General features: G+C 38.3%; 23 protein-coding genes. 7 read left to right on the top strand and 16 right to left on the bottom strand.

The features are described 5' to 3' along the window. Nucleotides 1-44 precede the first annotated feature (44 nt). The 8 genes from ES711_RS13720 to ES711_RS13755 form a co-directional block, all read right to left on the bottom strand. A complete protein-coding gene (locus ES711_RS13720; RefSeq protein WP_146893869.1) occupies nucleotides 45-422 on the bottom strand; it encodes a hypothetical protein in 378 nt (125 codons plus the stop codon). Continuing rightward, nucleotides 422-835 (bottom strand): GreA/GreB family elongation factor, encoded by a 414-nt coding sequence (locus ES711_RS13725; protein WP_146893870.1) that lies wholly within the window; start codon nucleotides 833-835, stop codon nucleotides 422-424. The genes ES711_RS13720 and ES711_RS13725 overlap by 1 nt, the downstream gene beginning before the upstream one ends. A gap of 20 nt (nucleotides 836-855) precedes the next feature. Continuing rightward, on the bottom strand, nucleotides 856-2151 hold the full coding sequence (locus ES711_RS13730) for a Glu/Leu/Phe/Val family dehydrogenase (RefSeq protein ID WP_146893871.1): 1296 nt from the start codon (nucleotides 2149-2151) through the stop codon (nucleotides 856-858). A gap of 10 nt (nucleotides 2152-2161) precedes the next feature. After that, nucleotides 2162-2359: a hypothetical protein gene (locus tag ES711_RS13735; RefSeq protein WP_146893872.1), complete on the bottom strand. Its 198-nt coding sequence runs from the start codon at nucleotides 2357-2359 to the stop codon at nucleotides 2162-2164. Between the two features lie 176 nt (nucleotides 2360-2535). Continuing rightward, nucleotides 2536-3861 carry a sigma-54-dependent transcriptional regulator gene (locus ES711_RS13740; RefSeq protein ID WP_146893873.1) on the bottom strand — a complete coding sequence of 442 codons (1326 nt, stop codon included), beginning with the start codon at nucleotides 3859-3861 and terminating at the stop codon, nucleotides 2536-2538. 2 nt (nucleotides 3862-3863) lie between these two features. Further along, nucleotides 3864-4964 carry a sensor histidine kinase gene (locus tag ES711_RS13745; RefSeq protein WP_146893874.1) on the bottom strand — a complete coding sequence of 367 codons (1101 nt, stop codon included), beginning with the start codon at nucleotides 4962-4964 and terminating at the stop codon, nucleotides 3864-3866. An 8-nt stretch (nucleotides 4965-4972) separates the two neighbouring features. Continuing rightward, nucleotides 4973-6877, bottom strand: a complete 1905-nt coding sequence (gene acs, locus ES711_RS13750; protein WP_146893875.1) for an acetate--CoA ligase — start codon at nucleotides 6875-6877, stop codon at nucleotides 4973-4975. A 186-nt stretch (nucleotides 6878-7063) separates the two neighbouring features. Continuing rightward, nucleotides 7064-8434 carry an alanine/glycine:cation symporter family protein gene (locus ES711_RS13755; protein ID WP_146893876.1) on the bottom strand — a complete coding sequence of 457 codons (1371 nt, stop codon included), beginning with the start codon at nucleotides 8432-8434 and terminating at the stop codon, nucleotides 7064-7066. A gap of 119 nt (nucleotides 8435-8553) precedes the next feature. On the opposite strand from ES711_RS13755, the gene ES711_RS13760 reads away from it, so the two are divergent. Next, a complete protein-coding gene (locus ES711_RS13760; RefSeq protein ID WP_246139201.1) occupies nucleotides 8554-9702 on the top strand; it encodes a heparan-alpha-glucosaminide N-acetyltransferase domain-containing protein in 1149 nt (382 codons plus the stop codon). On the opposite strand, the gene ES711_RS13765 is transcribed toward ES711_RS13760, so the two are convergent. The 3 genes from ES711_RS13765 to ES711_RS13775 form a co-directional block, all read right to left on the bottom strand. Then, nucleotides 9699-10652 (bottom strand): phosphoribosylaminoimidazolesuccinocarboxamide synthase, encoded by a 954-nt coding sequence (locus ES711_RS13765; protein WP_146893877.1) that lies wholly within the window; start codon nucleotides 10650-10652, stop codon nucleotides 9699-9701. The two genes, ES711_RS13760 and ES711_RS13765, sit on opposite strands and share 4 nt — an antisense overlap. 114 nt (nucleotides 10653-10766) lie before the next feature. Next, the gene (locus ES711_RS13770; protein WP_146893878.1) at nucleotides 10767-11279 is read right to left on the bottom strand and encodes a hypothetical protein; all 513 of its coding nucleotides are present in this window, start codon (nucleotides 11277-11279) and stop codon (nucleotides 10767-10769) included. Nucleotides 11280-11471: 192 nt separating this feature from the next. Continuing rightward, the gene (locus tag ES711_RS13775) at nucleotides 11472-12428 is read right to left on the bottom strand and encodes a PhoH family protein (RefSeq protein ID WP_146893879.1); all 957 of its coding nucleotides are present in this window, start codon (nucleotides 12426-12428) and stop codon (nucleotides 11472-11474) included. 210 nt (nucleotides 12429-12638) lie between these two features. Here ES711_RS13775 and ES711_RS13780 point away from each other — a divergent pair, with 210 nt between their 5' ends. The 6 genes from ES711_RS13780 (at nucleotide 12639) to dnaN (ending at nucleotide 18153) form a co-directional block, all read left to right on the top strand. Further along, complete coding sequence (locus ES711_RS13780; protein WP_146893880.1) at nucleotides 12639-13472, top strand: SAM hydrolase/SAM-dependent halogenase family protein; 834 nt, start codon at nucleotides 12639-12641, stop codon at nucleotides 13470-13472. Nucleotides 13473-13625: 153 nt separating this feature from the next. Continuing rightward, nucleotides 13626-13922 (top strand): putative quinol monooxygenase, encoded by a 297-nt coding sequence (locus ES711_RS13785; protein ID WP_146893881.1) that lies wholly within the window; start codon nucleotides 13626-13628, stop codon nucleotides 13920-13922. A gap of 16 nt (nucleotides 13923-13938) precedes the next feature. Beyond that, the gene (gldF, locus tag ES711_RS13790; protein WP_146893882.1) at nucleotides 13939-14649 is read left to right on the top strand and encodes a gliding motility-associated ABC transporter permease subunit GldF; all 711 of its coding nucleotides are present in this window, start codon (nucleotides 13939-13941) and stop codon (nucleotides 14647-14649) included. A gap of 1 nt (nucleotide 14650) precedes the next feature. Beyond that, nucleotides 14651-15145 (top strand): hypothetical protein, encoded by a 495-nt coding sequence (locus ES711_RS13795; RefSeq protein WP_146893883.1) that lies wholly within the window; start codon nucleotides 14651-14653, stop codon nucleotides 15143-15145. After that, the gene (gene gldG, locus ES711_RS13800; protein ID WP_146893884.1) at nucleotides 15132-16802 is read left to right on the top strand and encodes a gliding motility-associated ABC transporter substrate-binding protein GldG; all 1671 of its coding nucleotides are present in this window, start codon (nucleotides 15132-15134) and stop codon (nucleotides 16800-16802) included. The genes ES711_RS13795 and gldG overlap by 14 nt, the downstream gene beginning before the upstream one ends. A 232-nt stretch (nucleotides 16803-17034) precedes the next feature. Then, entirely contained in the window at nucleotides 17035-18153 is a 1119-nt protein-coding gene (dnaN, locus tag ES711_RS13805) for a DNA polymerase III subunit beta (protein WP_146893885.1), read from the top strand. Nucleotides 18154-18454: 301 nt separating this feature from the next. Here dnaN and ES711_RS13810 read toward each other — a convergent pair whose 3' ends face one another. The 5 genes from ES711_RS13810 to ES711_RS13830 all read right to left on the bottom strand — a co-directional run bounded on the left by ES711_RS13810 (nucleotide 18455) and on the right by ES711_RS13830 (nucleotide 24569). Further along, on the bottom strand, nucleotides 18455-18793 hold the full coding sequence (locus ES711_RS13810) for a DUF4870 domain-containing protein (RefSeq protein ID WP_146893886.1): 339 nt from the start codon (nucleotides 18791-18793) through the stop codon (nucleotides 18455-18457). A 65-nt stretch (nucleotides 18794-18858) separates the two neighbouring features. Next, entirely contained in the window at nucleotides 18859-21147 is a 2289-nt protein-coding gene (locus ES711_RS13815) for a TonB-dependent receptor family protein (protein WP_146893887.1), read from the bottom strand. Between the two features lie 6 nt (nucleotides 21148-21153). Then, entirely contained in the window at nucleotides 21154-22446 is a 1293-nt protein-coding gene (locus ES711_RS13820; RefSeq protein ID WP_146893888.1) for a PQQ-dependent sugar dehydrogenase, read from the bottom strand. Between the two features lie 127 nt (nucleotides 22447-22573). Continuing rightward, nucleotides 22574-23581, bottom strand: coding sequence for a LacI family DNA-binding transcriptional regulator (locus ES711_RS13825; protein ID WP_146893889.1), 1008 nt, complete (start codon nucleotides 23579-23581; stop codon nucleotides 22574-22576). Nucleotides 23582-23681: 100 nt separating this feature from the next. Then, complete coding sequence (locus ES711_RS13830; RefSeq protein WP_146893890.1) at nucleotides 23682-24569, bottom strand: alpha/beta hydrolase; 888 nt, start codon at nucleotides 24567-24569, stop codon at nucleotides 23682-23684. Nucleotides 24570-24814: the final 245 nt, after the last annotated feature.

Consider the following 24814-nt stretch of genomic DNA (forward strand, 5'->3'; position numbering starts at 1 on the left):
TTCTTGCTCAACCAAATATTATAGTATTCAACTAATAAGAACAACTAAACGAGCAATTTTTTATAAACACTGTTTTTTATTGCTTGGTTTTGGGACACACAAGCCACATATTTTTCAAAAATGAAGTCGTGCTTTTGAATGTAAAATTGATCACATTCCGTTTCATCACATTCCCTAACATTATTAAATAAGTTTCTATAGGTGTAAAACTCATTCAACAGGTTGATATTTTCATTAATATCATCCAACAAGGCATTCCGCAATTCTTTATCCCCAATGCGATGGGTGACAATTTTTGCGAGTTGGTCAGCCTCAACGTTCATGGCATCCAAATGGGAAATCCACGTATGAAGCTCACGATGCATGTGTCTTTTCACAATTTCATCATCCGTCTCATGACCGTAATTAACTAAAGATTCCATTACGCAATATTTAATTTTGTTATGTTATTCTGTTTGACATCTAAAATTGTAATGTCCTTGTCGCCACCTGGAAACGTCCAACTGATGCTGTCGTTTTTAGCGTAGCCTAAAACTGCCGCACCCATTGGTAATAACAAAGAAATTTTCTTTTGAGAATTATTACTTTCTGCAGGCAAAACCACCTGAAACGTGTAAGACCAGCCATCATTGGTTGCTATGGTTATTTCAGAATTAATTCTGACCACATCATCTGGCATTTTATCGTCATCCAAAATTTCTGCACTTTCCATTTCCTTGGCGAATTTGGTGAGCGAGACCTTTTGGGTGGAATCTTTATAATCATTTGTGAGGGTCAACAAACGTTTGATCATCACATACTCTTTCTTTTCTAATATCAAATTACCGTACTTCATGTTTACATATTTATTAATAATTAAGGAAAAATACCACGTTGTATATACGCTCTTTCAATACGCTCAATCGCAATTATATACGCCGTTGAGCGCATATCAAGATCTTTTATTTGAGAGGTTTCATATACTTTTTTAAACACCTCTTTAATTCTTTTGTCTATTCTAACCATGATCTCATCAAGAGCCCATAGTTCGCCATTCCGATTTTGTAACCATTCAAAATAACTCCCTACAACACCACCTGAGTTACATAGAATATCCGGTATAATTTCAATACCGCGTTCCTTCAAAATCGCTTCCGCCTCTACTGTGGTTGGCCCATTGGCACCTTCAGCAATTAAAAAGGCTTTTATCTTACCTGCCCGATCTTCGGTTATTTGATTGCCCAAGGCGGCTGGGATGCAGATGTCGCAATCCAATTCAAAAAAGAGATCCTTATCTAAAACCTCAGATCCAGGAAATCCTAAAATACTACCATCATTCGTAGTTGTATAATTAAATAGGGATTCTACTTCCAAGCCATTTGGGTTGACGATTGTTCCAAAGGCATCTTGTACTCCCACTAACTTCGCTCCTACCTCTTGTAAGAAATGGGACGCCCAATACCCTACATTTCCAAAACCTTGAACAATAAACGATTTACCGTTTAAATCGATATTTTTATATTCAGACCAATATTTAATGGTCAAAAACACACCAAATCCTGTTGCTCTATCACGCCCTTCCAAACCTCCAGATCCTACAGGTTTCCCAGTAACCACGTGTTGGTTTTTAGAACGCTCAGATGGCGCTTTTGTAGACATATACGTGTCTGCAATCCAAGCCATGGTTTGCGCATTGGTATTGACATCAGGTGCTGGAATATCGTGTTCAGGACCAATGTTATCTCCCAATGCATAAGTGAAACGTCTGGTAATGCGTTCCAATTCTGAAATAGAATAATTTTTAGGATCCATTTCTATTCCTCCCTTGGCACCACCGTAAGGCAAACCTGCCAATGATGTTTTCCAGGTCATCCACATGGCCAATGCTTTTACTGAATCAATATCAATTGTCGGGTGATAGCGCAAGCCTCCTTTATAAGGTCCTAACGCATTGTTATGTTGTACACGGTAGCCTTTAAAAATCTCAACTTCGCCATTGTCCATACGCACCGGAAAATGAATAATCAATTCATTGTTGGTGACCGCAAGGATTTTTTTGATGTTTGGATTCAGGTTCATCCGTTCAGCAGCAGCTTCAAATTGTTGCATCACGTTTTGAAGCATCCCTTGTTTGGGAGCTTCTTTTTTAATTATCTTTTTTGTTAAGGTCATGGGTTTATATTTAAAAGAACACCTCTTCCGTTGTGCTGGAAGCAGATATATCTTTGGATTGATTCAATAATTTTTCTTGAAAAATTTGATCATGATCCCCAGACACCTCGTATTCACTACAAGACCAAATCGCGCTTTTATCATTGGTCAAACAGCAATAGATCAGATGCTCACACGAGCCACATAAACTATTTTCGAGAGTGTTCATAATTAAATATTTAAAGCTTAGCATGTTAGTGCAATAGCTGTGCCGTTAAACAGAAATAGATCCGTCACTTTAAATAATTAACTGGAAATCAGTAAGTTATAAAATTATTATTATTGTATGGTCACCATATACCTGGGGTGCTTTTACTCACCGGGTAAATTACACCCATATATGGGTTATTTTATTTTTTCCCGCAAAGTCTTTCGGTCGATCTGCAGAATTTCAGCAGCTTTGGTTTTATTGTTATCCATAGCCTCCAAAACCTTTAAAATATGTCGTTTTTCAACTTCCTTGAGGGGTAAAAAAACATCTTGTTTTGGAAATTCTATTTGATACTTTAAATAAGATGGTAAATTTTCAATTTCCACTTGCTTATCGCACATAATCACCGCGCGTTGGATGCTGTTTTCCAGTTCCCTGATATTTCCAGGCCAATCATAACGTTCTAATGCCAATAAGGCATCGTCTGATATTTTAACAATACGGTCCTTATATTCCACCCCATACTTAAATAAAAATTTATCCACTAAGAGCGGAATGTCAGATTTCCGATCTCTCAACGGGGGCACATCAATCTGAACCACGGTAAGACGGTAATATAAATCTTCCCTGAAACGACCGTTTTTGATAAGCTCTTTTAAATCGACGTTGGTCGCAGCAATTACCCGAACATCAATTTTTTCAACTTTTTGTGAGCCCACCCTCATAATTTCTTTTTCTTGCAAAACCCTTAACAGACTCAATTGGGTAGCCATGGAAGCATTTCCGATTTCATCTAAAAACAGAGTGCCTTTATTTGCCGCTTGAAAAAATCCGCTCCGATCGTCATTGGCTCCGGTAAAAGACCCTTTAGTGTAGCCAAACAATTCAGCTTCCAACAGGTTCTCCGGAATCGCCCCACAATTGACTGCAACAAAAGGTGCTGCCGCAAATTTCCCCATATAATGGATAGCGCGTGCTACCAATTCTTTCCCTGTCCCGCTTTCGCCTTGAATAAAAACGGTGGCTTTGTTTTCTTTAACTCTTTCAATGATATTCGATACGTGTTTAAAAGCTTCAGATTGCCCAATTAATTCTCCAAAAACTGGATTGCGTAAGGAGGCAGCTCCGGGTTTTGAATGGGATATCGGGCGTAATGCAATGGATTTTTCGACGGCATTTTTGAGTTCCTCTTTGGTGAATGGTTTGGTAAGATAATCCATTACCCCAGACTTCATCGCTTTTAATGCGCCGTCAATTGAGGGATAACCCGTAACCGCCAATTTGGGGATTTCAGGAAAGTGCTCGGACACATATTTCACCAACTGTAAGCCGTCAACACCTGGCATCTGAAGATCCGTAATCAAAAGATCAATGGTTTGGTCCTGTAAAATACAGATCGCCTCCTTTACCGAAATGGCTTTATAGGTGTGATAGTTCAACGATTTCAGATGCCTCTGAATCAACTCCAAGATCTGCACGTCATCATCAACAATTAATATGTTTTCCTTTTCCAACGGCATATTTATAGTTTAGGAAATGTGAGAGTAAATAAGGTTCCGTTTGGTTTATTGCTACTATGCGAAATGGTCCCGCGATGGCTCTTCATGATGCCGTGTACAACGCTCAAACCTAATCCGGAGCCATCACCAACGGGTTTTGTGGTATAAAACGGATTAAAAATAAACTCGGCAATGTCTTTAGAAATGCCTTTACCTTCATCGCTGATAAGCAAAACAACCTCTTTAAATTGATTGCTGACATTCACCACAATTTTGCCGCCCTCTGGCGAAAAATAGATGGCATTAATAACCAGATTAAAAATAACTTGGGTCAGTTGGATAGCATCAACTCTAAGGGTAATATCCGCCTCACTAAATTCTAAAACACATTCAAGATTCTTTTTATTAAAACTCGGTTGTAATAAATGTATGGCATCCGTAATAATTGGGTTGATATTGACCAGCTCCATATGATGAGGCATTTCGCAAGAAAAGAACATCAATTTTTTAACCACTTCTCGAGAAAAAATGGCACTGTTCATGATTTTATCCAAATCTTTTAAAGCGTCTTTATCGTGTATAAAGCGTTCCTGCAATAATTCAGAAAAACCTAAAATACTTGCTAACGGGGTGTTGAGTTCATGTGCAATTCCGGCCGTAATTTCTCCCAAAATGGCCATGCGGTCTGCACGTTCCATTTGACGCTTGGTCAGTTCTTCCTTATCAATAATTTGCTTGCGCTCAATCAGATTACCTATTTCGGCAGCAATAGTTTTTAAAAGCTGTCGCTCTTCCTCCAAAAATGCATTTTCATTATACTTAGCTTTAGAATATCCTATTTTTATAGAGCCATAAGGCAAATTAAAAACTTTTATAGCCGATAAAATAAATACCTGATCAAGTAGCCTTACCCCAGAACACACCAACTCATCTCCCAATTTCATTTCAACAAAAGCTTCCTCATTATAAAGGATAGCTGCCTTAAGACTGGCAGCTATTGCTTTAAATGTGGGGTCTAAATCATACAAATTACAATTGGCAATATAGGAGCTGACATTGTATAGACAGGTCAGTTCCTTAATGCGTTCTTTTAATTGATCTTCTGTTGAAACTAAAGCTCCCATATTGTTATTTAAATCCTATGATCGATGATGTCCTGAACCACTTCAGGATTCAATAATGTACTGGTATCGCCTAAATTGGACATATCATTTTCGGCAATTTTGCGCAAAATACGACGCATAATCTTTCCGCTTCTTGTTTTTGGCAAGGCTTCGGTAAATTGTATTTTATCGAGTTTTGCAATGGGTCCGATCCGTTCAGAAATCAACTGATTAATTTCTTTACGTAAATTGTCGTGTACCCTACTTTCGCCTGTTTCTTTTAAGGACACATAGCCATAAAGAGCATTTCCTTTGATCTCATGAGGAAAACCAACAATGGCACTCTCAGAAACCGCAGGATGCTCATTAATAGCATCTTCTAAAGGTCCCGTGCCCAAATTATGGCCGGATACGATGACCACATCATCTACCCTACCGGTAATTCTGTAATAGCCCACTTCGTCTCTTAACGCGCCATCCCCAGTAAAATACATATTTTTGTAAGTAGAAAAATAGGTTTCTTTATAGCGTTCGTGGTTGTTCCAAATGGTACGCGCCATGCCTGGCCAAGGAAATTTGATACACAAGCGTCCTTCTACTTGGTTGCCTTTTAACTCTTCTCCGGATTCATCCATCAAAGCCGGTTGTACCCCTAAAAATGGCAAGGTAGCGTAGGTAGGTTTGGTAGGGGTTACGTATGGCAAGGGAGAAATCATAATGCCTCCAGTTTCGGTTTGCCACCAGGTATCCACAATCGGATTTTTACCTTTCCCGATGATATCATTATACCAATGCCAAGCTTCTTCGTTAATCGGTTCTCCAACAGAACCCAAGACTTTAATTGAGGATAAATCGACATTTTCAGCAAAGGACAAGTTTTGTTTCGCCAAGGCGCGGATAGCAGTTGGAGCGGTATAGAACTGATTGACTTTATGTTTTTCAACAATTTGCCAGAACCTTCCAAAATCGGGATAATGCGGCACGCCTTCAAACATTAATGTCGTTGCACCGTTGGCCAACGGTCCATAAACAATATAGCTATGACCCGTAATCCATCCAATATCCGCAGTACACCAATAGACATCGTTTTCCTTATATTGAAAAACGTTCTTAAACGTATAGGCCGTGTACACCATATATCCACCGGTGGTATGCACCATGCCCTTCGGTTTTCCTGTAGAACCGGAAGTGTATAAAATAAATAATGGATCTTCAGCATCCATAAGTTCTGCTTCAAAATCTGAAGAAGCCTCATCGAGTAATGGTTGCAACCACACATCTCTATCCTCTACCATGGTAATATCAGAATTGGTGCGTTTAACCACCAATACTTTTTCAATGTCACAGTCCTGCAGCGCCTCATCGACAATCCCTTTTAGGTCAATACTTTTACTGCCTCGGTAAGAGCCATCTGCCGTAATGACAATTTTACAATCGCTATCAACGATTCTTGTAGAGAGCGCTTTAGATGAAAATCCCGCAAATACCACATTGTGAATGGCACCAACTCTAGCACAGGCCAATAAAGTAACTGCTAATTCCGGAATCATTGGTAAATACACACAAACCCGATCACCCTTTTTGATGCCTTGATCCCTGAGCACGTTGGCCATTTTACAAACCCGTTCATGCAATTGTTTGTAAGTGATATGTTGTGCTTCCTCTTCAGGATTATTAGGTTCAAAAATGATGGCAGTCTTATGACCACGGCTGAGTAAATGGCGATCTAGACAATTTTCTGTAATATTTAATTTTGCGCCTTCAAACCATTTGACTTCTGGGGAGCTAAAATCCCAGCTAAGAACTTTATCCCACTTTTTGCGCCATAGGAAATGTTCTTCTGCAATCTCTTCCCAAAAATTTTCAGGCTCCCTGACGGATTTCCGATACACTTGGTAATACTCCTCTAAGTTTTTGATACTATAATGACTCATATATTTTGTTTGTTGTGTTATTAGTGATGCCGCTGCTTGCTAGTTACTCTAAGCAAAATGCTTGTTTCTCAAAAATATCAATTTATTTTTAAAATTTGCCCTCATGTTAACAATAGCTGAAGAAATATCTATTTAGCTCGCACCATTCGGTCTAGTCTATGGTGTTCAAAATATCTTAGCTTTAAATTACAATTTCATCCGCTTTGCGTACGCCTTCATCTCCTTAATTACTTTTGGTGCCAATATAATAGTTGCCGTCATGGTTGGAATGGCCATCAACGCAAATGTGCCATCAATCAGATTCAACATCATACTTAATGGCGTAACTGCCCCAAATATAATACTGGCGATATAGAAATAATTGTAATAATGCTGGTTGTGTGCGCCAAACAAGAAGGACATGCATTTTGTTCCGTAATAGGAATAGGTAAATAAAGACGAAATACTAAATGTAGCAATACAAATTAATAGCAAGTAATTACCGTATCCGGGAATGGCATTATTAAAAGCTGCTGCCGTTAAGCTCACCCCATTAGCCTCACTGGTTTGCCACACGCCGGTTACCAAAATAGCGAGTGCGGTTAAGGTACATACCACCAAAGTATCAATGGCAGGCCCTAACATAGCCACCAAGCCTTCACGCACAGGTTCATTGGTTTTTGACGCGCCGTGAGCCATAGGTGCTGTACCGATACCCGCTTCATTTGAAAATGCACCACGTCTTACGCCCAATAGAATCAGTCCACCAACAATGCCTCCTAAGAAGGAATCGCCTTTAAAATAATCGCCAGCAAAAGCATCGGTAAACATTAAAGCAAGATAACGAGGAACTTCTTCAATATAGACTCCCAAAATAATCAGGACCAATACAAAATAAAGCACCACCATACTAGGCACCAACTTTGAAGCGGTTTTACTGATCCGGTCCAATCCACCTAAGATAACCACTGCCGTAATGGCTACAAGGATAATCCCAATGATGATGTTAGAGGTGGTAGTTACTTCAACACCGTTGGGTTCTAATAATATAAAATTGATGGCCTGCTTTAACTGATTCACGTTAAAAACGGGCAATGCGCCAATAAGTCCGCAAATACTGAAAAATATAGCCAAAGGTTTCCATGATTTGCCCAAGCCTTCTATGATAAAATACATCGGGCCTCCTTGAATATCGCCATTGCTATCTTTACCTCTATACATAATGGCTAAGGTGCAGGTGAAAAATTTGGTCGACATTCCAATAATGGCACTGATCCACATCCAAAACATGGCGCCAGGTCCACCAATATGAATGGCAACTGCTACACCGGCAATATTCCCCATGCCGATGGTTGAAGCCAAAGCTGTAGAAAGGGCTTGAAAATGAGTGATTTCACCAGGGGCATTTGGGTCATCATATTTACCTCTTAACACGTTTAGAGCATGAAAAAAATAGCGAAAGGGTAAAAACCCAGAGCGTACCAATAAATACAGGCCGCCTCCAATTAAAATAATCAATAAAGGTAATCCCCATGCGTAGTCAGCAAAGGTTTGAAAGATTGAATCTAAAGTGTTCATTTGTGAAATCTGGTTAGCGATTTTAAAGATATAGTTTTCGGTTTACAAATTTTAAGAATGTCCTATAAAAAATCCCGTTTACACCTAAAAGTTATTAATTTTGAGTTTTAACATTATATTTGCATTTACTAGCCAAAACCTCATTGAAAGCAAACCGACTTTATTTTATTGACGCTGTACGCGCGTTTGCCATTTTAATGATGCTTCAGGGTCACTTCGTGGACACACTACTCAACCCTATTTACAGAGACGATTCTTATACGGCCTATACGGTTTGGTCCTATTTTAGAGGGATTACCGCACCTACGTTTTTTACTATTTCAGGAGTTGTCTTTCTCTATTTACTTTTAAAAGCCCACGCAAAAGGCAGTGATAAACAGCGTTTGCGAAAAGGTGCTACCCGAGGGGTGATGCTGATTGGCATTGGGTACGCCCTACGGATCCCGTTTTTCTCGTGGCTAAAAGGCGATTTTGATTCCTATTTCTTGGTCATTGATGTGCTGCAGTGCATCGGTCTGTCCTTATTGATGTTGATTGGTCTCTATTTATTATGCCGACGAAATAGCACCATCCTATCTATCGTATTACTGACTATTGGCTGTGTTATTTTTGTGACTGAACCTCTGTATCGAAATTTGACCTTAGAAAACGTGCCCGCTGTATTTGCGAACTATTTGAGTAAATCTAACGGGAGTGTCTTTACCATTTTACCCTGGTTTGGCTATGTGGCGTTTGGCGGCTTCTTAGCTACTTTATTCTTTACCTATTCCCAAAAAAAATATTTTAAACAGATTACTGTAAGCTCTTTTTTTGTGTTGGGGATTATTCTCCTGCTCTACTCGACACAAATCCTACAGCAATTGTTTGTGATGACCAATATTGAATTGTTTGAACGAGCGGCAAACTACAATTACCTCTTCTTAAGATTGGGTAATGTGTTGTTGTACTTTGGATTCTTTTACCTGTTGGAACGTTTCATGAAGCAATCCATTGTGACCCGCATTGGAGAAACCACACTGAATATTTATGTGGTGCATTTCATCATCATTTACGGAAGCTTTACAGGCATTGGTCTTAAGCACTTTTATTACAAATCCTTAGAACCTTGGGAAGCCGTATTTGGCGCCTTAGCATTTATAATAGCCGTGTGCGTTATTGTATTTCACATTGGGAAGACCAACGCGTTTATATACAAATACCTCCGAAAATTATTGCATTTAATTAGACCTTCAGATAAGAATCTGAATGAAACTAACGACCAAGTTTAAGCCTGCTCAGCTAGATAACGCTCTACGTTTTTCTGGATGCGCTCTTGTATGTGCACCACATCAGCCTTTACAAAATCTTCTCCCATTATTTTTTCATAGAGTTCAATATAGCGATCAGAAACGGTCTCAATATAATCATCTGTCATTTGAGGGACAGTTTGACCTTCCAAACCTTGAAAACCATTCGAAATTAACCACTGGCGTACGAATTCTTTAGACAATTGTTTTTGTTGCTCACCTGCCTCCTGACGGTCTTGGTAGCCATCTGCATAGAAATATCTAGAAGAATCTGGAGTATGAATTTCGTCAATTAAAACAATTTTATCATCCTTTGTTTTTCCAAATTCGTATTTCGTATCCACTAAAATCAAGCCTCTACTTGCGGCAATTTCTGAACCTCTTTGAAAAAGTTTTCTAGTGTAATCTTCTAAAACCAGATAGTCTGCTTCGCTGACAATGCCCCGTGCTATTATATCTTTCCGAGATATATCTTCATCATGATCTCCCATTTCAGCTTTGGTGGCCGGCGTAATAATGGGTTGTGGAAATTTGTCATTTTCTTTCAAGCCTTCAGGAAGTGGAACGCCACATAAGATGCGTTTTCCAACTTTATATTCGCGAGCCGCATGTCCGGACATATACCCACGAATCACCATTTCCACCTTAAAAGGTTCACATAAATGCCCCACAGCAACGTTAGGATCTGGCGTTGCAATTAACCAATTAGGCACCAAATCTTCCGTTTGCTTCATAAACTTAGTCGCAATCTGATTAAGGATTTGACCTTTGTAAGGAATTCCTTTAGGCATCACCACATCAAACGCACTTAAGCGATCAGTAGCAACCATAACTAACAAATTGTCGTTGATGTTATAAACTTCTCTGACCTTGCCTTTGTAAAGTCCTTTTTGTCCGGGGAAATTAAAATTGGTATCTATGATGGTGTTCATGTAGCAGAAATTTTAGCAGTTAACTCTCCCACAAAAATAAGGGTTATGGACTTTAGAATGCAAAAAAAAAGAGCAGTAAAAACTGCTCTTTTAAAATCTTTTAATTTTAGGGGACTAAAATCTTAAATTGTAGGTTGCGCCAATCCCAAGGACGCGAATATCGAAATCATTTTCAGCAAAGGTGTTTTGGTAAAAGGCAAAAATATTCCAATCTTCATTATGATAGCCAATTTGAGGGTTGACGTATAGTCCGCCTTCATTATTTTCGACATTCATTAAGAATCCGTAACCTAAATCGGCACCAATAAATAAACCTGTCTTTTGGAAATAATATCTAGCAAAACCAGCGGCAGGAATAATTCCAAAATCATCTGCACCATCTTTACCAAACAAATGGCTGTACCCCGTGGCCAGACCGATTCCGAAATTAGGCGTCACCAAAAATTGGCCTTTGACATCCAGACCGAGAGCAAATGAAGCAAAATCATCAGCGTCTCCCATTGGAACACCAGCATTCAATCCTAATTTTAACCACGAATTTTTAGAAGTAATATCTTTTACTTTTACTTCTTGTGCGAACGTGGACAACCCCACGAACATCGCAAACACTAAAACAAGCTTCTTCATTATTTAAAATAGTTTTAAGTTAATGATGAGCGAATGTCAAAACCTGTACCACAAATGCATTTAAAATGACGTACGATATGAAAAAAAAATTAAAGGATTGACAGTGATAATATTACCTCTTAAAAAAAAAGCTTCACTGTTGTCAGGCTAGGCCAGACATGTCAGATGAAGCTTTTTTTAAATTTTACGCTGCTATAATTCGCGACTGTCAATAGTCTTATAGGCTTCAATAATTTTTCGAACCAGTTTGTGTCGAATGACATCGGTTTCGTCCAAAAAGACAATCCCCACGCCTTCAACATCTTTCAAAATTAAAAGGGCTTCTTTTAATCCGGAAGTGGTACGCCTCGGCAAATCAATTTGTCCAGGATCTCCCGTCAGCAAAAATTTTGCATTTTTACCCATCCTGGTTAAAAACATCTTCATTTGATTATGTGTAGTATTTTGTCCTTCATCCAAAATGACAAATGCATTATCTAAAGTACGTCCACGCATAAAGGCCAATGGAGCAATTTGAATAGTACCATTCTCAATAAATTGCGCCAATTTCTCCGCTGGAATCATGTCTCTAAGGGCATCATATAAAGGTTGCATATACGGATCTAATTTTTCCTTTAAATCTCCAGGAAGAAATCCTAAGTTTTCGCCGGCTTCAACCGCAGGTCGCGTCAAAATAATACGCTTAACCTCTTTATTCTTCAAAGCTTTTACCGCCAAAGCAACACCCGTGTAAGTTTTTCCTGTCCCCGCAGGGCCAATGGCAAATACCATGTCATGTTTTCGCATGCTCTCCACCAACTTGCGTTGGTTGACGGTTTGGGCTTTGATCACTTTACCTCCAACCCCATGAAGAATGGCTTCACTACTTTTCTCGGTTGTAGTATAGTCTTCGCTCGAAACGCTTGTCAGCACTTGTTCTATGGCATTTTCGTCAATTTTATTATATTTTGCGTAATGCTTTAACAGCATGGTCATACGCTTGTCAAATTCTTCCAACAAATCCTCATCACCGTAGGCTTTAATTTTATTACCTCTTGCTACGATTTTAATTTTTGGGAAATATTTTTTAAGTAGTTCAATATTAACGTTATGGGGTCCAAAAAATTCTTTTGGCGCAATTTCTTCTAATTCTAATATAAGTTCATTCAAAAGCTGTCGGATTTAATAAATTAATCTCTTAAGTTTTATTAGTTTTGTGTGGACAAAAAAAGTCGCTCAAATTTCAGTCTACTATTCAAATCTAATTGAAAAATATACAAATGTTTGATTAAAACATAGAATAAATAGATTTTTTTTGAATTACGAATTAAAAGTATCAAAACCGTTTAATCCAACCTAAAAAAGAACCCTCACAAGTACATGGCAATCATCACATTAACTACTGATTTTGGAGAAAAGGACCATTTTGTAGGGGCCATAAAAGGATCCATTTATAGCGAGTTGGAAGATGTAAAGATTGTTGATATCTCTCACGCCATCTCGCCTTTCAATGTTTTGGAAGCTGCATATATTATACAAAACGCTTACAACAGTTTTCCTAAAGGCTCCATACACCTCATTGGAATTGATTCAGAACTAAATCCTGAAAACAAACATATAGCAGTTAAATTGAACGATCATTACTTTATCTGTGCCAATAATGGCATTATGAGTATGATTTGTAATGAAGTAACTCCTGAGAAAATTGTGGAAATCAACATTCACGATAAAATAGAGACTAATTTTCCTGTTTTGGACGTTTTTGTCAGAGTCGCTTGTCATATTGCCCGTGGCGGCACCTTAGAAGTTGTAGGGAAGATCATTCCAGAAATTAAGCCAATCAAAAATTTGAATCCGTTTGTAAATGAAGACAAAACTCAAATTATTGGCAGCGTCATCTATATTGATAATTATGGGAATGTAGTGACGAACATTCGTCGTAAGTTTTTTGAACTGACCCAAAAAGGACGGTTCTTTGAAGTATCAGCGCGCAGTTATAAGTTTAAGGAAATTCACAAAAAATATAGCGATATTGTCAATTATGACATGCCCGAAGAAGATCGGCAGGATGAAGGCCGCGGACTGGTGGTTTTCAATTCGTCCGATTATTTGGAAATCGCCATTTATAAAAGTGATTTAGCCACGGTGGGCAGCGCGTCGAGCCTTATGGGTCTGGAGATGCGGGACACGGTGACGGTGAATTTTTTGAAGTAGCCGGATTTGATTGATAATTGAGGATTGTTGATTTGTGATTGATGAATGACTGATTATTGAGGACTGAGGACTGAGGACTGAAAACTGAAAACTGAAGACTGAAAACTGCAAACTGAAGACTCACTATTTCAAACTTAATACTAAGAAAAAAAAATGTTTATACGAATTGTGAAAATGAGTTTTGAACCTTCAAAAATTGAAGCGTTTTTAGAATATTTTGAAACTAAAAAAATGCTAATTAGAGGATTTGAAGGCTGTAATTTTTTAGAACTCTATAGAGACAAGCAGAACACCAACATTTTTTTCACCTATAGTTATTGGAATGCGGAATCGGATTTGGAAAACTACAGAAATTCTGATCTCTTTAAAAGTGTTTGGGCTACTACCAAGCAGTCTTTTAATGACAAACCAGAAGCGTGGAGCGTTGATAAAATAGTATCACTTAAATAATTTACAACAGATATACATGTTTGCAATACTTAAAAAAGAAATCAATTCCTTCTTTGCGTCTCCAATAGGCTACTTGGTCATCGGGTTATTTTTGGTACTTAATGGTCTCTTTTTATGGCTTTTTAAAGGTGATTTTAACATCTTAGAAAGTGGCTTTGCTGAATTAACTCCGTTTTTTCTTTTAGCGCCTTGGATCTTAGTCTTTCTGGTGCCTGCCGTTACCATGCGCAGCTTTTCTGATGAAAAAAAGCAAGGCACCTTAGAGCTGTTGGTAACCAAACCACTCTCCCATTTAGAAATTGTATTAGGAAAATATATGGGCGCATTGGTGTTGATTATTTTTGCCTTACTGCCCACCTTACTGTATATCCTTGCGCTCGACAATTTAAAAATGCCTGCAAATGATTTAGATTACGGGAGCATCATGGGTTCTTACCTTGGTCTGTTCTTCTTAGTGGCGGCTTATACTGCCATCGGGCTATTCGCTTCTACCCTTTCAGACAACCAAATAGTGGCTTTTTTAAGTGCCGTATTTCTCTGCTTTTTCTTTTACTTCGGGTTTGAAGGATTGTCCAATTTAAGCGCTTGGCCTTTAGAAACCTTAGGAATGGAAGCCCATTATAACAGTATCAGCCGAGGCGTTTTAGATACTAGAGATCTTCTTTTCTTTGTTAGCATTTCCGTCTTTTTTATTGCTTTGACCCAATTCAACATCCAAAAAAAATAATATGATCATCACGCCATTCCTTGTTGTCCTTTTAATTATTGTATTTGTTCTGACCTATATGTTTGTGAATACAATTGATAAGCGCCAATGGATCACCATTCCGTTGAGCCTCATTTTAACGCCGTTCATTTATTTTTACGCGTTTTATCCGTTGATTAATATTTTTAGCAGCTATCATCACGAAAAATATTTCGATTCAGAAGTTTGGCATAAAAACCCGTCTTTTCGTTATGAAATGTACGATAATATCACTGATACCGATACTTTAGTTGGCGTTTCTAAGCCACAGATTAAAGAACTTTTAGGAACCTATGAGTGGCTAACTTGGGATGACGCCAAAAAAGGACATGATGAAAACCGATGGAATTACGGTCTTGGAATTTTACCTGGTGCCTTTAATAGCAAATCTGAAGCGATGGAAGTGGTATTTACTAATGACACCGTCAGCCAAATAAACACCTATAAAATTACCCTCAAAGTAGATGCTAAAAAATAAATCAAATCTGATTAAAATTGTTGTTTTCTTTGTGGCGCTTCTCGCTCTTAATTGGCTAGGCACAAAGGTGTATCAACGTTTTGACCTCACCCAAAACAAGAGATACACGTTATCTCAGTCCGCTTTGGCTACGGTAGACGGGGTAAAGTCACCCATAATTGTCGATGTGTTTTTGGAAGGGAATTTCCCATCTGAATTTAGACGCTTAAGGAATGAAACGAAGCAATTGTTAGCCGAGTTTGCCTTAAACAACGATCAGATTATTGTGAATTTCATCAATCCGCTAGAAGATGAGCAATCGCGTGATGCCAATATTGAGCAGTTGGTGCAACGCGGATTGGCACCTTTGCAACTCAGCGTGAATAGTAATGGCAAAACTTCACAAGAATTGATTTTTCCGTGGGCTTTGGCGAGCTATAATGACCAAACTGTAAAAATTCCGCTGATTAAGAATCAGATAGGCGCTTCACAACAAGAACTGGTTACCAATTCCGTTCAACATTTAGAATATGCCTTTGCGGAAGGCTTTCAAAAATTGGTAACCCCAAAGAGTAAAAAGATCGCTATCTTAAAAGGGAATGGTCAATTAGGCGACGCGTATATCGCCGATTTTCTCCAAACTATAAAAGAGCATTACTTTCTGGCGCCGTTTACTTTAGACAGTGTTGCTACGAATGCAGAAGGCACGTTACATAAATTGAAGGCATTTGATTTGATCATATCTGCAAAACCAACCCAAGCCTTTACAGAAGAGGAAAAATTGGTTTTGGACCAGTACACCATGAACGGTGGCAAAAGTTTATGGCTTACGGAAAGTATCCTAATGGATAAAGACAGCCTGTACAATGAAGAAGGTCGTGGTATTGCCATGAGAAATGAGCTCAATTTAAATGACTTCTTCTTCTCCTATGGCGTGCGTATCAATCCAGTTATTGTGAACGACCTGTACTCCGCTCCTATCACTATTGCTATGGGCGAAGGCAGCAATGCGCAATTTCAACCTTTAAAATGGCCCTATTCGCCATTAGCAGCTGGCAATCCGAAACACCCTATTACAAGCAATTTAAATTTGGTGAAATTTGACTTTGCGAGCCAATTGGACACTTTAAAGAGTAGTACCAAAAAAACGATCCTTTTACAAAGTTCTAAATTGACAAAACTGGAAGGGGTGCCCAAGGAAATTTCTTTAGAAATTGTCACTCAAGATCAAGACCCTGCCTCCTTTACCAAAGGCCCGCAAACCTTGGCGGTGTTGTTGGAAGGCCAATTTACATCGGCTTACGAAAATCGGATCAAACCTTTTAAAATGGCAGCGCACAAAGACAGCAGCCCCCAGACCAAAATGATTGTAATTGCAGATGGTGATGTAATTAAAAATGACGTTATCAAAAACAAACCTCAAGAATTAGGTTTTGACCGTTGGACGGGTCAAAGTTTTGGCAACAAAGAGTTTTTAGTCAATGCCGTAAATTATCTTTTAAACGATGACGGATTGTTGGATGTCCGCACCAAAGATATCAAAATCGCCTTTTTAGATGCGGAAGCAACAGCAGACCATAAAACGCAATGGCAATTGATTACAATCGCACTACCTTTAGTGCTTCTGGCTATTTTTGGAGTCGTCTTCAACTATATCCGACGTAAGAAATACGCTTAGTATTACATCTTGTTAAGCTGTCGAATATTAGTGAATGGACCTGATTAGTTTTAAAAATGAAGTCCGAATATTTACTGTTTTTATTGCCAATAATTGCTTCAAAAAAATGCCATTAAAGGGCCAAACATATGCACAAACTGTTAATAAAATTGTATAAGTTAGCCCTACGAGTATCAGTTTAAACAAATATATTTGCTTTGTCTAATATCTAACATACAAAATAAACACATACATGAAGTTTATCGTATCAAGTACCTATTTACTCAAACAATTGCAAGTGTTGGGAGGGGTCATCAACAACTCAAACACCTTACCTATCTTGGATAATTTCCTGTTTGAATTGAATGATTCAAAACTCACCGTTTCTGCAAGTGATTTAGAGACCACAATGTCTTCAATAATTGATGTTGAAAGTACAAGTGTTGGAAGCATCGCCTTGCCGGCACGTTTGTTATTGGACACTCTTAAAACGTTTCCAGAGCAACCACTAACCTTTGTGGTTGAAGATAATAATACTGTTGAAATCAGCTCTAACCACGGTAAATATGCCTTGGCTTATGTAGATGGCAACGAATTTCCTAAAGCAGTCGCGTTAGAAGATCCTAGTACTACTATGGTCATGGGTGATATTTTAGCGACAGCAATCAGTAAAACCATTTTTGCTGCAGGTAATGACGATTTACGTCCGGTGATGAGTGGCGTCTTTTTTCAATTCTCTACAGAAGGATTAACCTTTGTGGCAACAGATGCTCATAAATTGGTAAAATATACGCGTGAGGACGTTACCGCTAATCAGGTAGCCGAGTTCATCATGCCTAAAAAACCTTTAAATTTATTAAAGGGAATATTAGCAGGAAATGATGATGCGGTGACTATTGAATATAACGATTCCAATGCGAAATTCACGTTTGAAAACTCGGTATTGGTGTGTCGCCTTATTGACGGAAAATATCCTAACTACGAGGCGGTAATTCCTAAGGAGAATCCTAATAAATTGACCATTGACAGAAATCAATTTTTGAATTCTGTTAAGCGTGTGAGTATTTTCTCCAATAAAACCACACATCAGATCCGTTTAAAAATTGCGGGTGCTGAATTAAATATTTCTGCAGAAGATATTGATTACAGCAATAAGGCAGAAGAACGTCTCACTTGCGATTACCAAGGTGACGACATGCAAATTGGCTTCAATTCGCGCTTCTTAACAGAAATGTTGAACAATCTTGGTGCTAGTGAAGTACAATTAGAAATGAGTTTACCAAACCGCGCTGGAATTTTGACTCCTATTGATGGTTTAGATGAAGGTGAGCGCGTAACTATGCTAGTAATGCCAGTAATGTTAAATAATTAGAACCACCTTATTTTATATAAAAAACGCCTACTCCAATACAGTAGGCGTTTTTGCTTTATTTAATGATTGTTAATCATTGTTGTCCGATAAAGAATCAAGACCGCTGCGCTGTTAGAATAAAGAATTAAGACTTGTTTGCAACTAACTGACAAACAACGATCATTTAAATTAAAATCGCACATTCCCTCTCGGTAGAAACAGTTTCTAAAATGCAAGGTCTCATTTCGGAAATCTTCTAATCTCCCTTGCTTTAAATGAGTTTGTTAATTTATTATTTATTTTTATCCGACACTAATGATTGTTAATTAATAAAATTAAAAGATAAAGGGTATTTTGTTGGTTCGCCATTGCTCGCTTTAATGGCATTTAAAATAGGAAATACAATGGAAAAAAGTCCCAAAACTAGAAAGCCGATGAGTCCTATTCCACAAAATAAGATTAGCGGAACGCAAATAATACAATAGATGATTAAGCTCAATTGAAAATTGATAATCTGCTTTCCGTGTGCGTCCATCTCGTAGACTTTTTCTTTTTGGGTGAGCCAAATAATTAAGGGCAGAATTAAACTTCCAAACCCAGCAACAAGGGTTACCAATTGACTTAAATGCGTAATAACGAGTAATTGTCGGTCTTCTCTCATGGTGATTATTTTTTGATGATTGATGTGCCTATATGACGTACAACCCTCAAAAAAGTTACAATACCTTAAAAGTGATAGTTCAATGTAAAGCCACCGTAATAGTTTCTTGGATTTCCTGGGTAATAATAGCGCGGTTCAGAATTGTTAAATCCTGTAGCATTAATGAGAATTGAAGATGCGTATGCCGTATCAGCCAAGTTATTAACACCAAAATTCACTTTGTAATTCAATGACTTTACTAATCTACCCGTATAATGCAGCTTTAAATTCAATACACTGTAGGCGTCACTAAACAGACTATTGGCATCGTTCATTGGCATTTCTCCTACATATAAATGGTTTACAAACAAGGCCAGTTGCTGCAGTTTAAAAGCGATTCCGGAAGCTACTGTTATATTCGGAACGCCCGTGAGCGCTTTACCTGAATAGTCGACATCTTCGTTTATAAATTCTTTAAACTCGTGCCAGTTAAAGGCCGCATTGACAAATGGCGACACGCTAAAGTCTTTTGACACTGAAAAGTTGACATCGGTTGACACTTCCAAACCTTGGTGTAAAGTCCGTCCTGCATTTCTTCCAATATATTGATCGTCTCCTACGCATTGGGCTACCAATAAATCCTTGATATCTAAAATATAATAAGAGGCTAAGACGTGTAAACGGCGGTTAAAAAAGTAGGCTTCCGTACCCAATTCATAATTAAAGCCTTTTTCGGGAGCTATTTCAGGATTGACCAGGCCTTCCGGAGTTAAAGTCTCTTCTAAACTCGGATAATTAAAGCCATAACTCACATTCGCAAAGAGTTGTTGCTGCGGGATAAACTGATAGGAGAGATTGATATTGGGGGCCACAATGGGATCAAAACTTCTAGAAGCAGTGGTATTGGTATCGGATAAATTGAAGGTGTCTTTATAATCGTAGGTGGCTTTATTGTAATTCACTCCAAACTGAATATTCAATTTTTCTACTACGGGCAAGGTCAAGCTAGAAAATAAATTGATCTTTTTCCTCTGCTCTTCGTTTTTATTCAATAGGTCACCTTCCAAACTGCCATTTCCATTGTTGCTGGCGTACAGATTCTCAATGGTGCTCCATTGATAGTCATCTTTAAAAAGTTCAGTACCAAAATCCCAAGTTGCTGGTCGTCCTAAAAATTTAAACGTGTTTGTAAAAACAGAGCGCAACCCAACACCCTCAGTAGTCTCATCTAGAATATTAAAAGGTCTAGGCTCATAATGATCTGTATAGGTATAAAATATGCTTGTGGTGTTTTCAAAAGAGTTAGAGAATTTATGCTGGAGACTCAATCCGGCTAAATTTTGTTTGTCTGCTTCATAACCTTGAGCTTTAGACCAAGTAAAAGCTGCTTTCGATGGGTTTTCCATGAAATCAGTCTTTCCAATGGAACTCGGAATTTGTGCTTCATAATTGGTATGATTAAGCACGATAGACAATTGAGTTTTGTCGTTTATTTTATAACTGGAATTTACAAAATAGGAGTTTTTATTATATTGACTGTTATCGCGATAGCCATCTAACTCTAAGTGATCATAGGCTACATGCAGGGTGATGTTTTTATCAGAATAGTCAGCTGACATGCTGTTTTTAAACAGTCCGTAAGAGCCTACTGTAATGCTGTTTTTAACCGAAAGTCCTTGCGTTTTGGCATTTTTGGAATTCAACAATATCGTTCCGCCCAAATTGGTGCCGTACAAAGTTGCTTTTGGACCTTTGATAACTTCAACAGATTGTAAATCTTCAGCGTCATAAATATCAAAAGCGGTTTCGCCCACCCCATTGGTAATGGGAATCCCATTAAAATAGGCCTTAATTTTATTGGTGCCGTAGAGTGTCCGCGACCCCACGCCCCTTATGGTAATTCGATTGGTGTTAATGGCGCCGCTTTGTATATAAACGCCGGCAGTTTGATTTATGGCATCTACCAGCGCCACCGGACTTTGCTGATCTATGGCTGCATTCGTAATAAATTGCGTTGGAATAATGACCTCACTCTTGGTTTCTGAAGGCGCCATGACCACCACAGTACTGAGTTCTTCGGTCGGAATTAACTGTTTGAGAAAAAAGGTTTGCTCAAGTTCAGTAAACTGAAAGGTTTCGGTTTGATATTTAGGATGCTCCAAACGAATCTGTAACGGCAGACGCAACTCCGTTGGTATATAAAACACACCTTCACTATTGGTTTTTGAAATTATCTGATTTTCATAAATAACAACCACCTCTGGGATGGGACCCTGTCGTTCAGATACGACGACGCCCCTTAATTGTTGTGCTTGTAATACATTAAAAAAAACGGTTATGAAGAACATAACCGCTTGTAGCTTAAAAAATTTCATCTTTTTCTATTTACGCTTGTAACTTACTTTCCATAGTGCATTTCCTGAATCATCGTTCACCAGCAAATCACCTTGTGGCGTTACGGTTACGGCTACGGGGCGTCCGTAAACATCTGTCCCATTTTTATCCGCGATAAACCCAGTTAAAAAATCTTCAGGCTGTTTTGGTGCGCCATTTTCAAAAGGAATAAAAACCACTTTGTACCCTGACAGTATTGAACGGTTCCAGGAGCCATGTTGTCCAACAAAGGCGCCATTTCTATACTTTTCTGGGAAGGCTTTAGCGTCGTAAAAGGTGAACCCTAACGAAGCAGTGTGTGGGCCTAAAGGCACATCAGGAATAATTGATTTTGCCACCATTTCCGGAGCTTTTCCTTCTAATCTTGGATCCTCAATTTGACCAAAATAGGCATAAGGCCATCCATAAAATCCGCCTTCTTTAACACTGGTGGCATAATCAGGTACCAATTCGTCCCCAAGTTCATCACGTTCGTTAATGGCGGACCACAATTCGCCATTGACAGGATTCCAGTCCATACCAACCGGATTTCTTAATCCGCTAGCATATATTTTTTCATCAGAACCATCTAAATTAACCACCAAAATATTGGCGCGTCTAATTTCCTCCTCCATACCATGTTCGCTCACATTACTGGCCGAACCTACTGAAATATAAATTTTATCTTGAGCAGCATTAGTAATGATGTTTCGGGTCCAATGGTTGTTATACCCACCCGCCGGTAGCGACACAATTTTCTCGCCCTTTACATCTTTCAATGACGTCTGATTGGTTTTATAGGGGTATTTATAAAGTCCATCCGTATTAGCTACGTAGAAAAAATTATCAATAATCAACATACCAAAAGGTTGATTCAAATCGTCGAGAAAGGTTTCCCTAACCTCAAATTTACCGTCATTATTTTTATCGCGGAGTACGGAAATTTTACCGGATGATTTTCCTGTAGAAGCTTCACTCACAAATAAGTCGCCATTGGGACCAAAATAAGACCAACGCGGATTATCAAAACCGTCAGCATATTTAGTCACGGTAAAGCCTTCAGGTGCGGTTGGTAGGGTGTTTTCAGGCCAATCTACCAAGGTGTTTTGTTTCGCTACAGATTCCGTTGCGTAGGGCGCGGCGAGAATTAATTCTCCAACTGCAGTCATAACAGTATCGCCGGTGTGCACTTTTTGTTGCTGAACCTCATTGGTCTTTTCCATATTTTTTTCTGTGTCCGATTTACAGGACGCCAGAAGGAACAGGCCAATAATACTAAATGTTTGAATGTATATTCTCATAAAATTAGTTTTTCATAAAGTTAGGAATACTGGTATAAGTTCTGAACTCCATTAGATAAAATTGTAGCAGAGATGATCTTTTTTTTTATTTGAAGTTTTATAACTTCAGTTCATAAGTCGTTGAAGATTATTTTGTCGTCCCCCTTAGAATCAAATTTGTTTTAATGGTTTTGGTAACGTGTGTAGTGGTGTTTTTTTTATTTAATCGATCAATCAAGAGCTCGACGGTAGCCTTGCCAATATCCATGGTATGTTGAGATATTGTAGACAGTTTGGGATCCGTAAAGACAAGCACATTCTCATCAGAAAAACCAATAATCGATAGGTCTTCTGGAACCTTAAAGCCTTTTTTTAAAGCTTTATGTAAGGCGACTACCCCAGAAGTATTGTCGATGGAAAGGATGCCGTCAACTTTTGGATTTGACATAAAAAGGTTTTTAATGCTTGCTTCCACATCATTATCTTTATTAACATGGATAACGATTGGCGGTTGCTTATAATCGATATTTTCTTCAAAAGCTTTAAGATAGCCATTGGTTCTAAGTTTACCAACACTCAACTCTTCAATCTCACTTACGAGTACAATATATTTACGCCCTTCACTTAACAAATGTTTGGTGGCTTCATAAGAAGCGCCAAAATCGTCTATAATCACTTTATCACATTCAATATCTTCAGCCACTCGATCAAATAATACAACAGGAATATCTTTTTTTAAGATCGTGGTTATATGATCCATACTATTTTTTACTTGAGTTTCTTCTGCAATCGACATAATAAAGCCATCAACACTGCCATTAGACAGCAATTGGAGACTGCTCATTTCTTTTGAAAGTAATTCATTAGACACACAAGTGATAAGGTTATAACCTTGCTTGGTGGCTTCCATCTCAATAGCGTATAAGGCTTTGGCGAAAAAATGGTTGAGCACGTTTGGAATGATCACCCCCAAAGTTTTCGTCTTATTGCTTTTCAAACTCAAAGCCATGCGATTGGGCTGATAATCAAGGTGTTTTGCTAATTCTTGAACACGTTGAATGGTATCTTTACTGATTTCTTCGCTATTATGTAAAGCTTTAGAAACTGTTGATACAGAAACATTTAATTGTTCTGCTAATTGTTTGAGCGTTACCATGGATAATTATAATTAAGAAAATGTTTGCTAAATGTACAGTCTTTTCAAGAGATTACTGCTATGTCCCTAAATTTATTGAGTATGAGTGATATTACTTTCATTAAGACTTTTTAATTATTCTTACGGTCTGTACAATCTCTTTTTTAGAGATGGTTTGTTTAAAAAAATCAAACACACCATCCATCTGATCAAAAGGAATAGAAGACAACTCATGCTTGCCACCAACCACTTTATATAAGTAATAAGGCATTTGCAATTCCAATAATCTATCCACAATGGTTGCTGAACCATCTAGCATAATGTAGCCCTTCCTCTCCGGCTTACACATATGATGTGCGGCACTAGCAAATGGTACAATAGTGTCAGCGGTGCCGTGAAAAAATACGGACGGCAAAGCGTTTTCCTTGGTTACATAATCAGCATTGACCATCGCACCCGCTAAAGAGAATACGCCGGCAAATTTGACATCATTATACTTTTTTAAATCGTCAACAAAATACTCGCGCATATATACGGCATTCAACATGCCCTCAGCACCAGCACTACTTCCTCCTGCAATTATTTTGCTTACGTCAGCGCCTAATATTTTTTTGTTTTCGGAAATAAATTTTGCGGCATCTAAAAAATCGATGGTTGCACTTTTAAAGGTGGACAGTTTATCAGCTTTAGGGCAATCACAACCAAATCCTGTTGCTTGACCTTTACGGGTTAATCGGTAAGAAATAAATACGGCTAAATATCCCCTTTCGGCCGCCATTTCACCTAATTTTACTTCACTCGGATAATTTCGCGCTCCCCCAACAAAGCCGCCACCATGCATCCAGAGCATTACCGGCAATGAATCATTTTTTTTCATGTCTTTAGGTTTGTAGACATCCATTTTAAGAGTATCTATCCCTTTAACGGCATAGGTATAGGTGGTAACGTTGGACTGAGCGCTGACAAAACTTGTTATAGCAATAAAAACGTAAAATATATAGTTCTTCATAATGTTTGGGGACTTTTGATATCTCATTTAAACGTGGGTGACAATATAAAATGTCATGCCCCAATGGGCTTCTAAATGTAACGCGTAAAAATATCAATTAAAGTTTAATTATAACCATTGCAAGACGCTGTAATATAAGTGGCAGTCCGTTGATATTTCGAATGTAAAAATAATGGAACCCTATTCTTTTGAAAGACGAATCCGGACTGATTTTGAAATGAAAAACTGTATTATTTGACTTACTT

Source organism: Gelidibacter salicanalis, from assembly GCF_007997285.1.
Lineage (GTDB): Bacteria > Bacteroidota > Bacteroidia > Flavobacteriales > Flavobacteriaceae > Gelidibacter > Gelidibacter salicanalis.

Excerpts from the sequence above, each read along its gene's own strand:
- ES711_RS13720 (WP_146893869.1), bottom strand. The coding sequence starts at position 422 with ATGGAATCTTTAGTTAATTACGGTCATGAGACGGATGATGAAATTGTG.
- ES711_RS13725 (WP_146893870.1), bottom strand. The coding sequence starts at position 835 with ATGAAGTACGGTAATTTGATATTAGAAAAGAAAGAGTATGTGATGATC.
- ES711_RS13730 (WP_146893871.1), bottom strand. The coding sequence starts at position 2,151 with ATGACCTTAACAAAAAAGATAATTAAAAAAGAAGCTCCCAAACAAGGG.
- ES711_RS13735 (WP_146893872.1), bottom strand. The coding sequence starts at position 2,359 with ATGAACACTCTCGAAAATAGTTTATGTGGCTCGTGTGAGCATCTGATC.
- ES711_RS13740 (WP_146893873.1), bottom strand. The coding sequence starts at position 3,861 with ATGCCGTTGGAAAAGGAAAACATATTAATTGTTGATGATGACGTGCAG.
- ES711_RS13745 (WP_146893874.1), bottom strand. The coding sequence starts at position 4,964 with ATGGGAGCTTTAGTTTCAACAGAAGATCAATTAAAAGAACGCATTAAG.
- acs (WP_146893875.1), bottom strand. The coding sequence starts at position 6,877 with ATGAGTCATTATAGTATCAAAAACTTAGAGGAGTATTACCAAGTGTAT.
- ES711_RS13755 (WP_146893876.1), bottom strand. The coding sequence starts at position 8,434 with ATGAACACTTTAGATTCAATCTTTCAAACCTTTGCTGACTACGCATGG.
- ES711_RS13765 (WP_146893877.1), bottom strand. The coding sequence starts at position 10,652 with ATGAACACCATCATAGATACCAATTTTAATTTCCCCGGACAAAAAGGA.
- ES711_RS13770 (WP_146893878.1), bottom strand. The coding sequence starts at position 11,279 with ATGAAGAAGCTTGTTTTAGTGTTTGCGATGTTCGTGGGGTTGTCCACG.
- ES711_RS13780 (WP_146893880.1), top strand. The coding sequence starts at position 12,639 with ATGGCAATCATCACATTAACTACTGATTTTGGAGAAAAGGACCATTTT.
- ES711_RS13785 (WP_146893881.1), top strand. The coding sequence starts at position 13,626 with ATGTTTATACGAATTGTGAAAATGAGTTTTGAACCTTCAAAAATTGAA.
- gldF (WP_146893882.1), top strand. The coding sequence starts at position 13,939 with ATGTTTGCAATACTTAAAAAAGAAATCAATTCCTTCTTTGCGTCTCCA.
- ES711_RS13795 (WP_146893883.1), top strand. The coding sequence starts at position 14,651 with ATGATCATCACGCCATTCCTTGTTGTCCTTTTAATTATTGTATTTGTT.
- gldG (WP_146893884.1), top strand. The coding sequence starts at position 15,132 with ATGCTAAAAAATAAATCAAATCTGATTAAAATTGTTGTTTTCTTTGTG.
- dnaN (WP_146893885.1), top strand. The coding sequence starts at position 17,035 with ATGAAGTTTATCGTATCAAGTACCTATTTACTCAAACAATTGCAAGTG.
- ES711_RS13810 (WP_146893886.1), bottom strand. The coding sequence starts at position 18,793 with ATGAGAGAAGACCGACAATTACTCGTTATTACGCATTTAAGTCAATTG.
- ES711_RS13815 (WP_146893887.1), bottom strand. The coding sequence starts at position 21,147 with ATGAAATTTTTTAAGCTACAAGCGGTTATGTTCTTCATAACCGTTTTT.
- ES711_RS13820 (WP_146893888.1), bottom strand. The coding sequence starts at position 22,446 with ATGAGAATATACATTCAAACATTTAGTATTATTGGCCTGTTCCTTCTG.
- ES711_RS13825 (WP_146893889.1), bottom strand. The coding sequence starts at position 23,581 with ATGGTAACGCTCAAACAATTAGCAGAACAATTAAATGTTTCTGTATCA.
- ES711_RS13830 (WP_146893890.1), bottom strand. The coding sequence starts at position 24,569 with ATGAAGAACTATATATTTTACGTTTTTATTGCTATAACAAGTTTTGTC.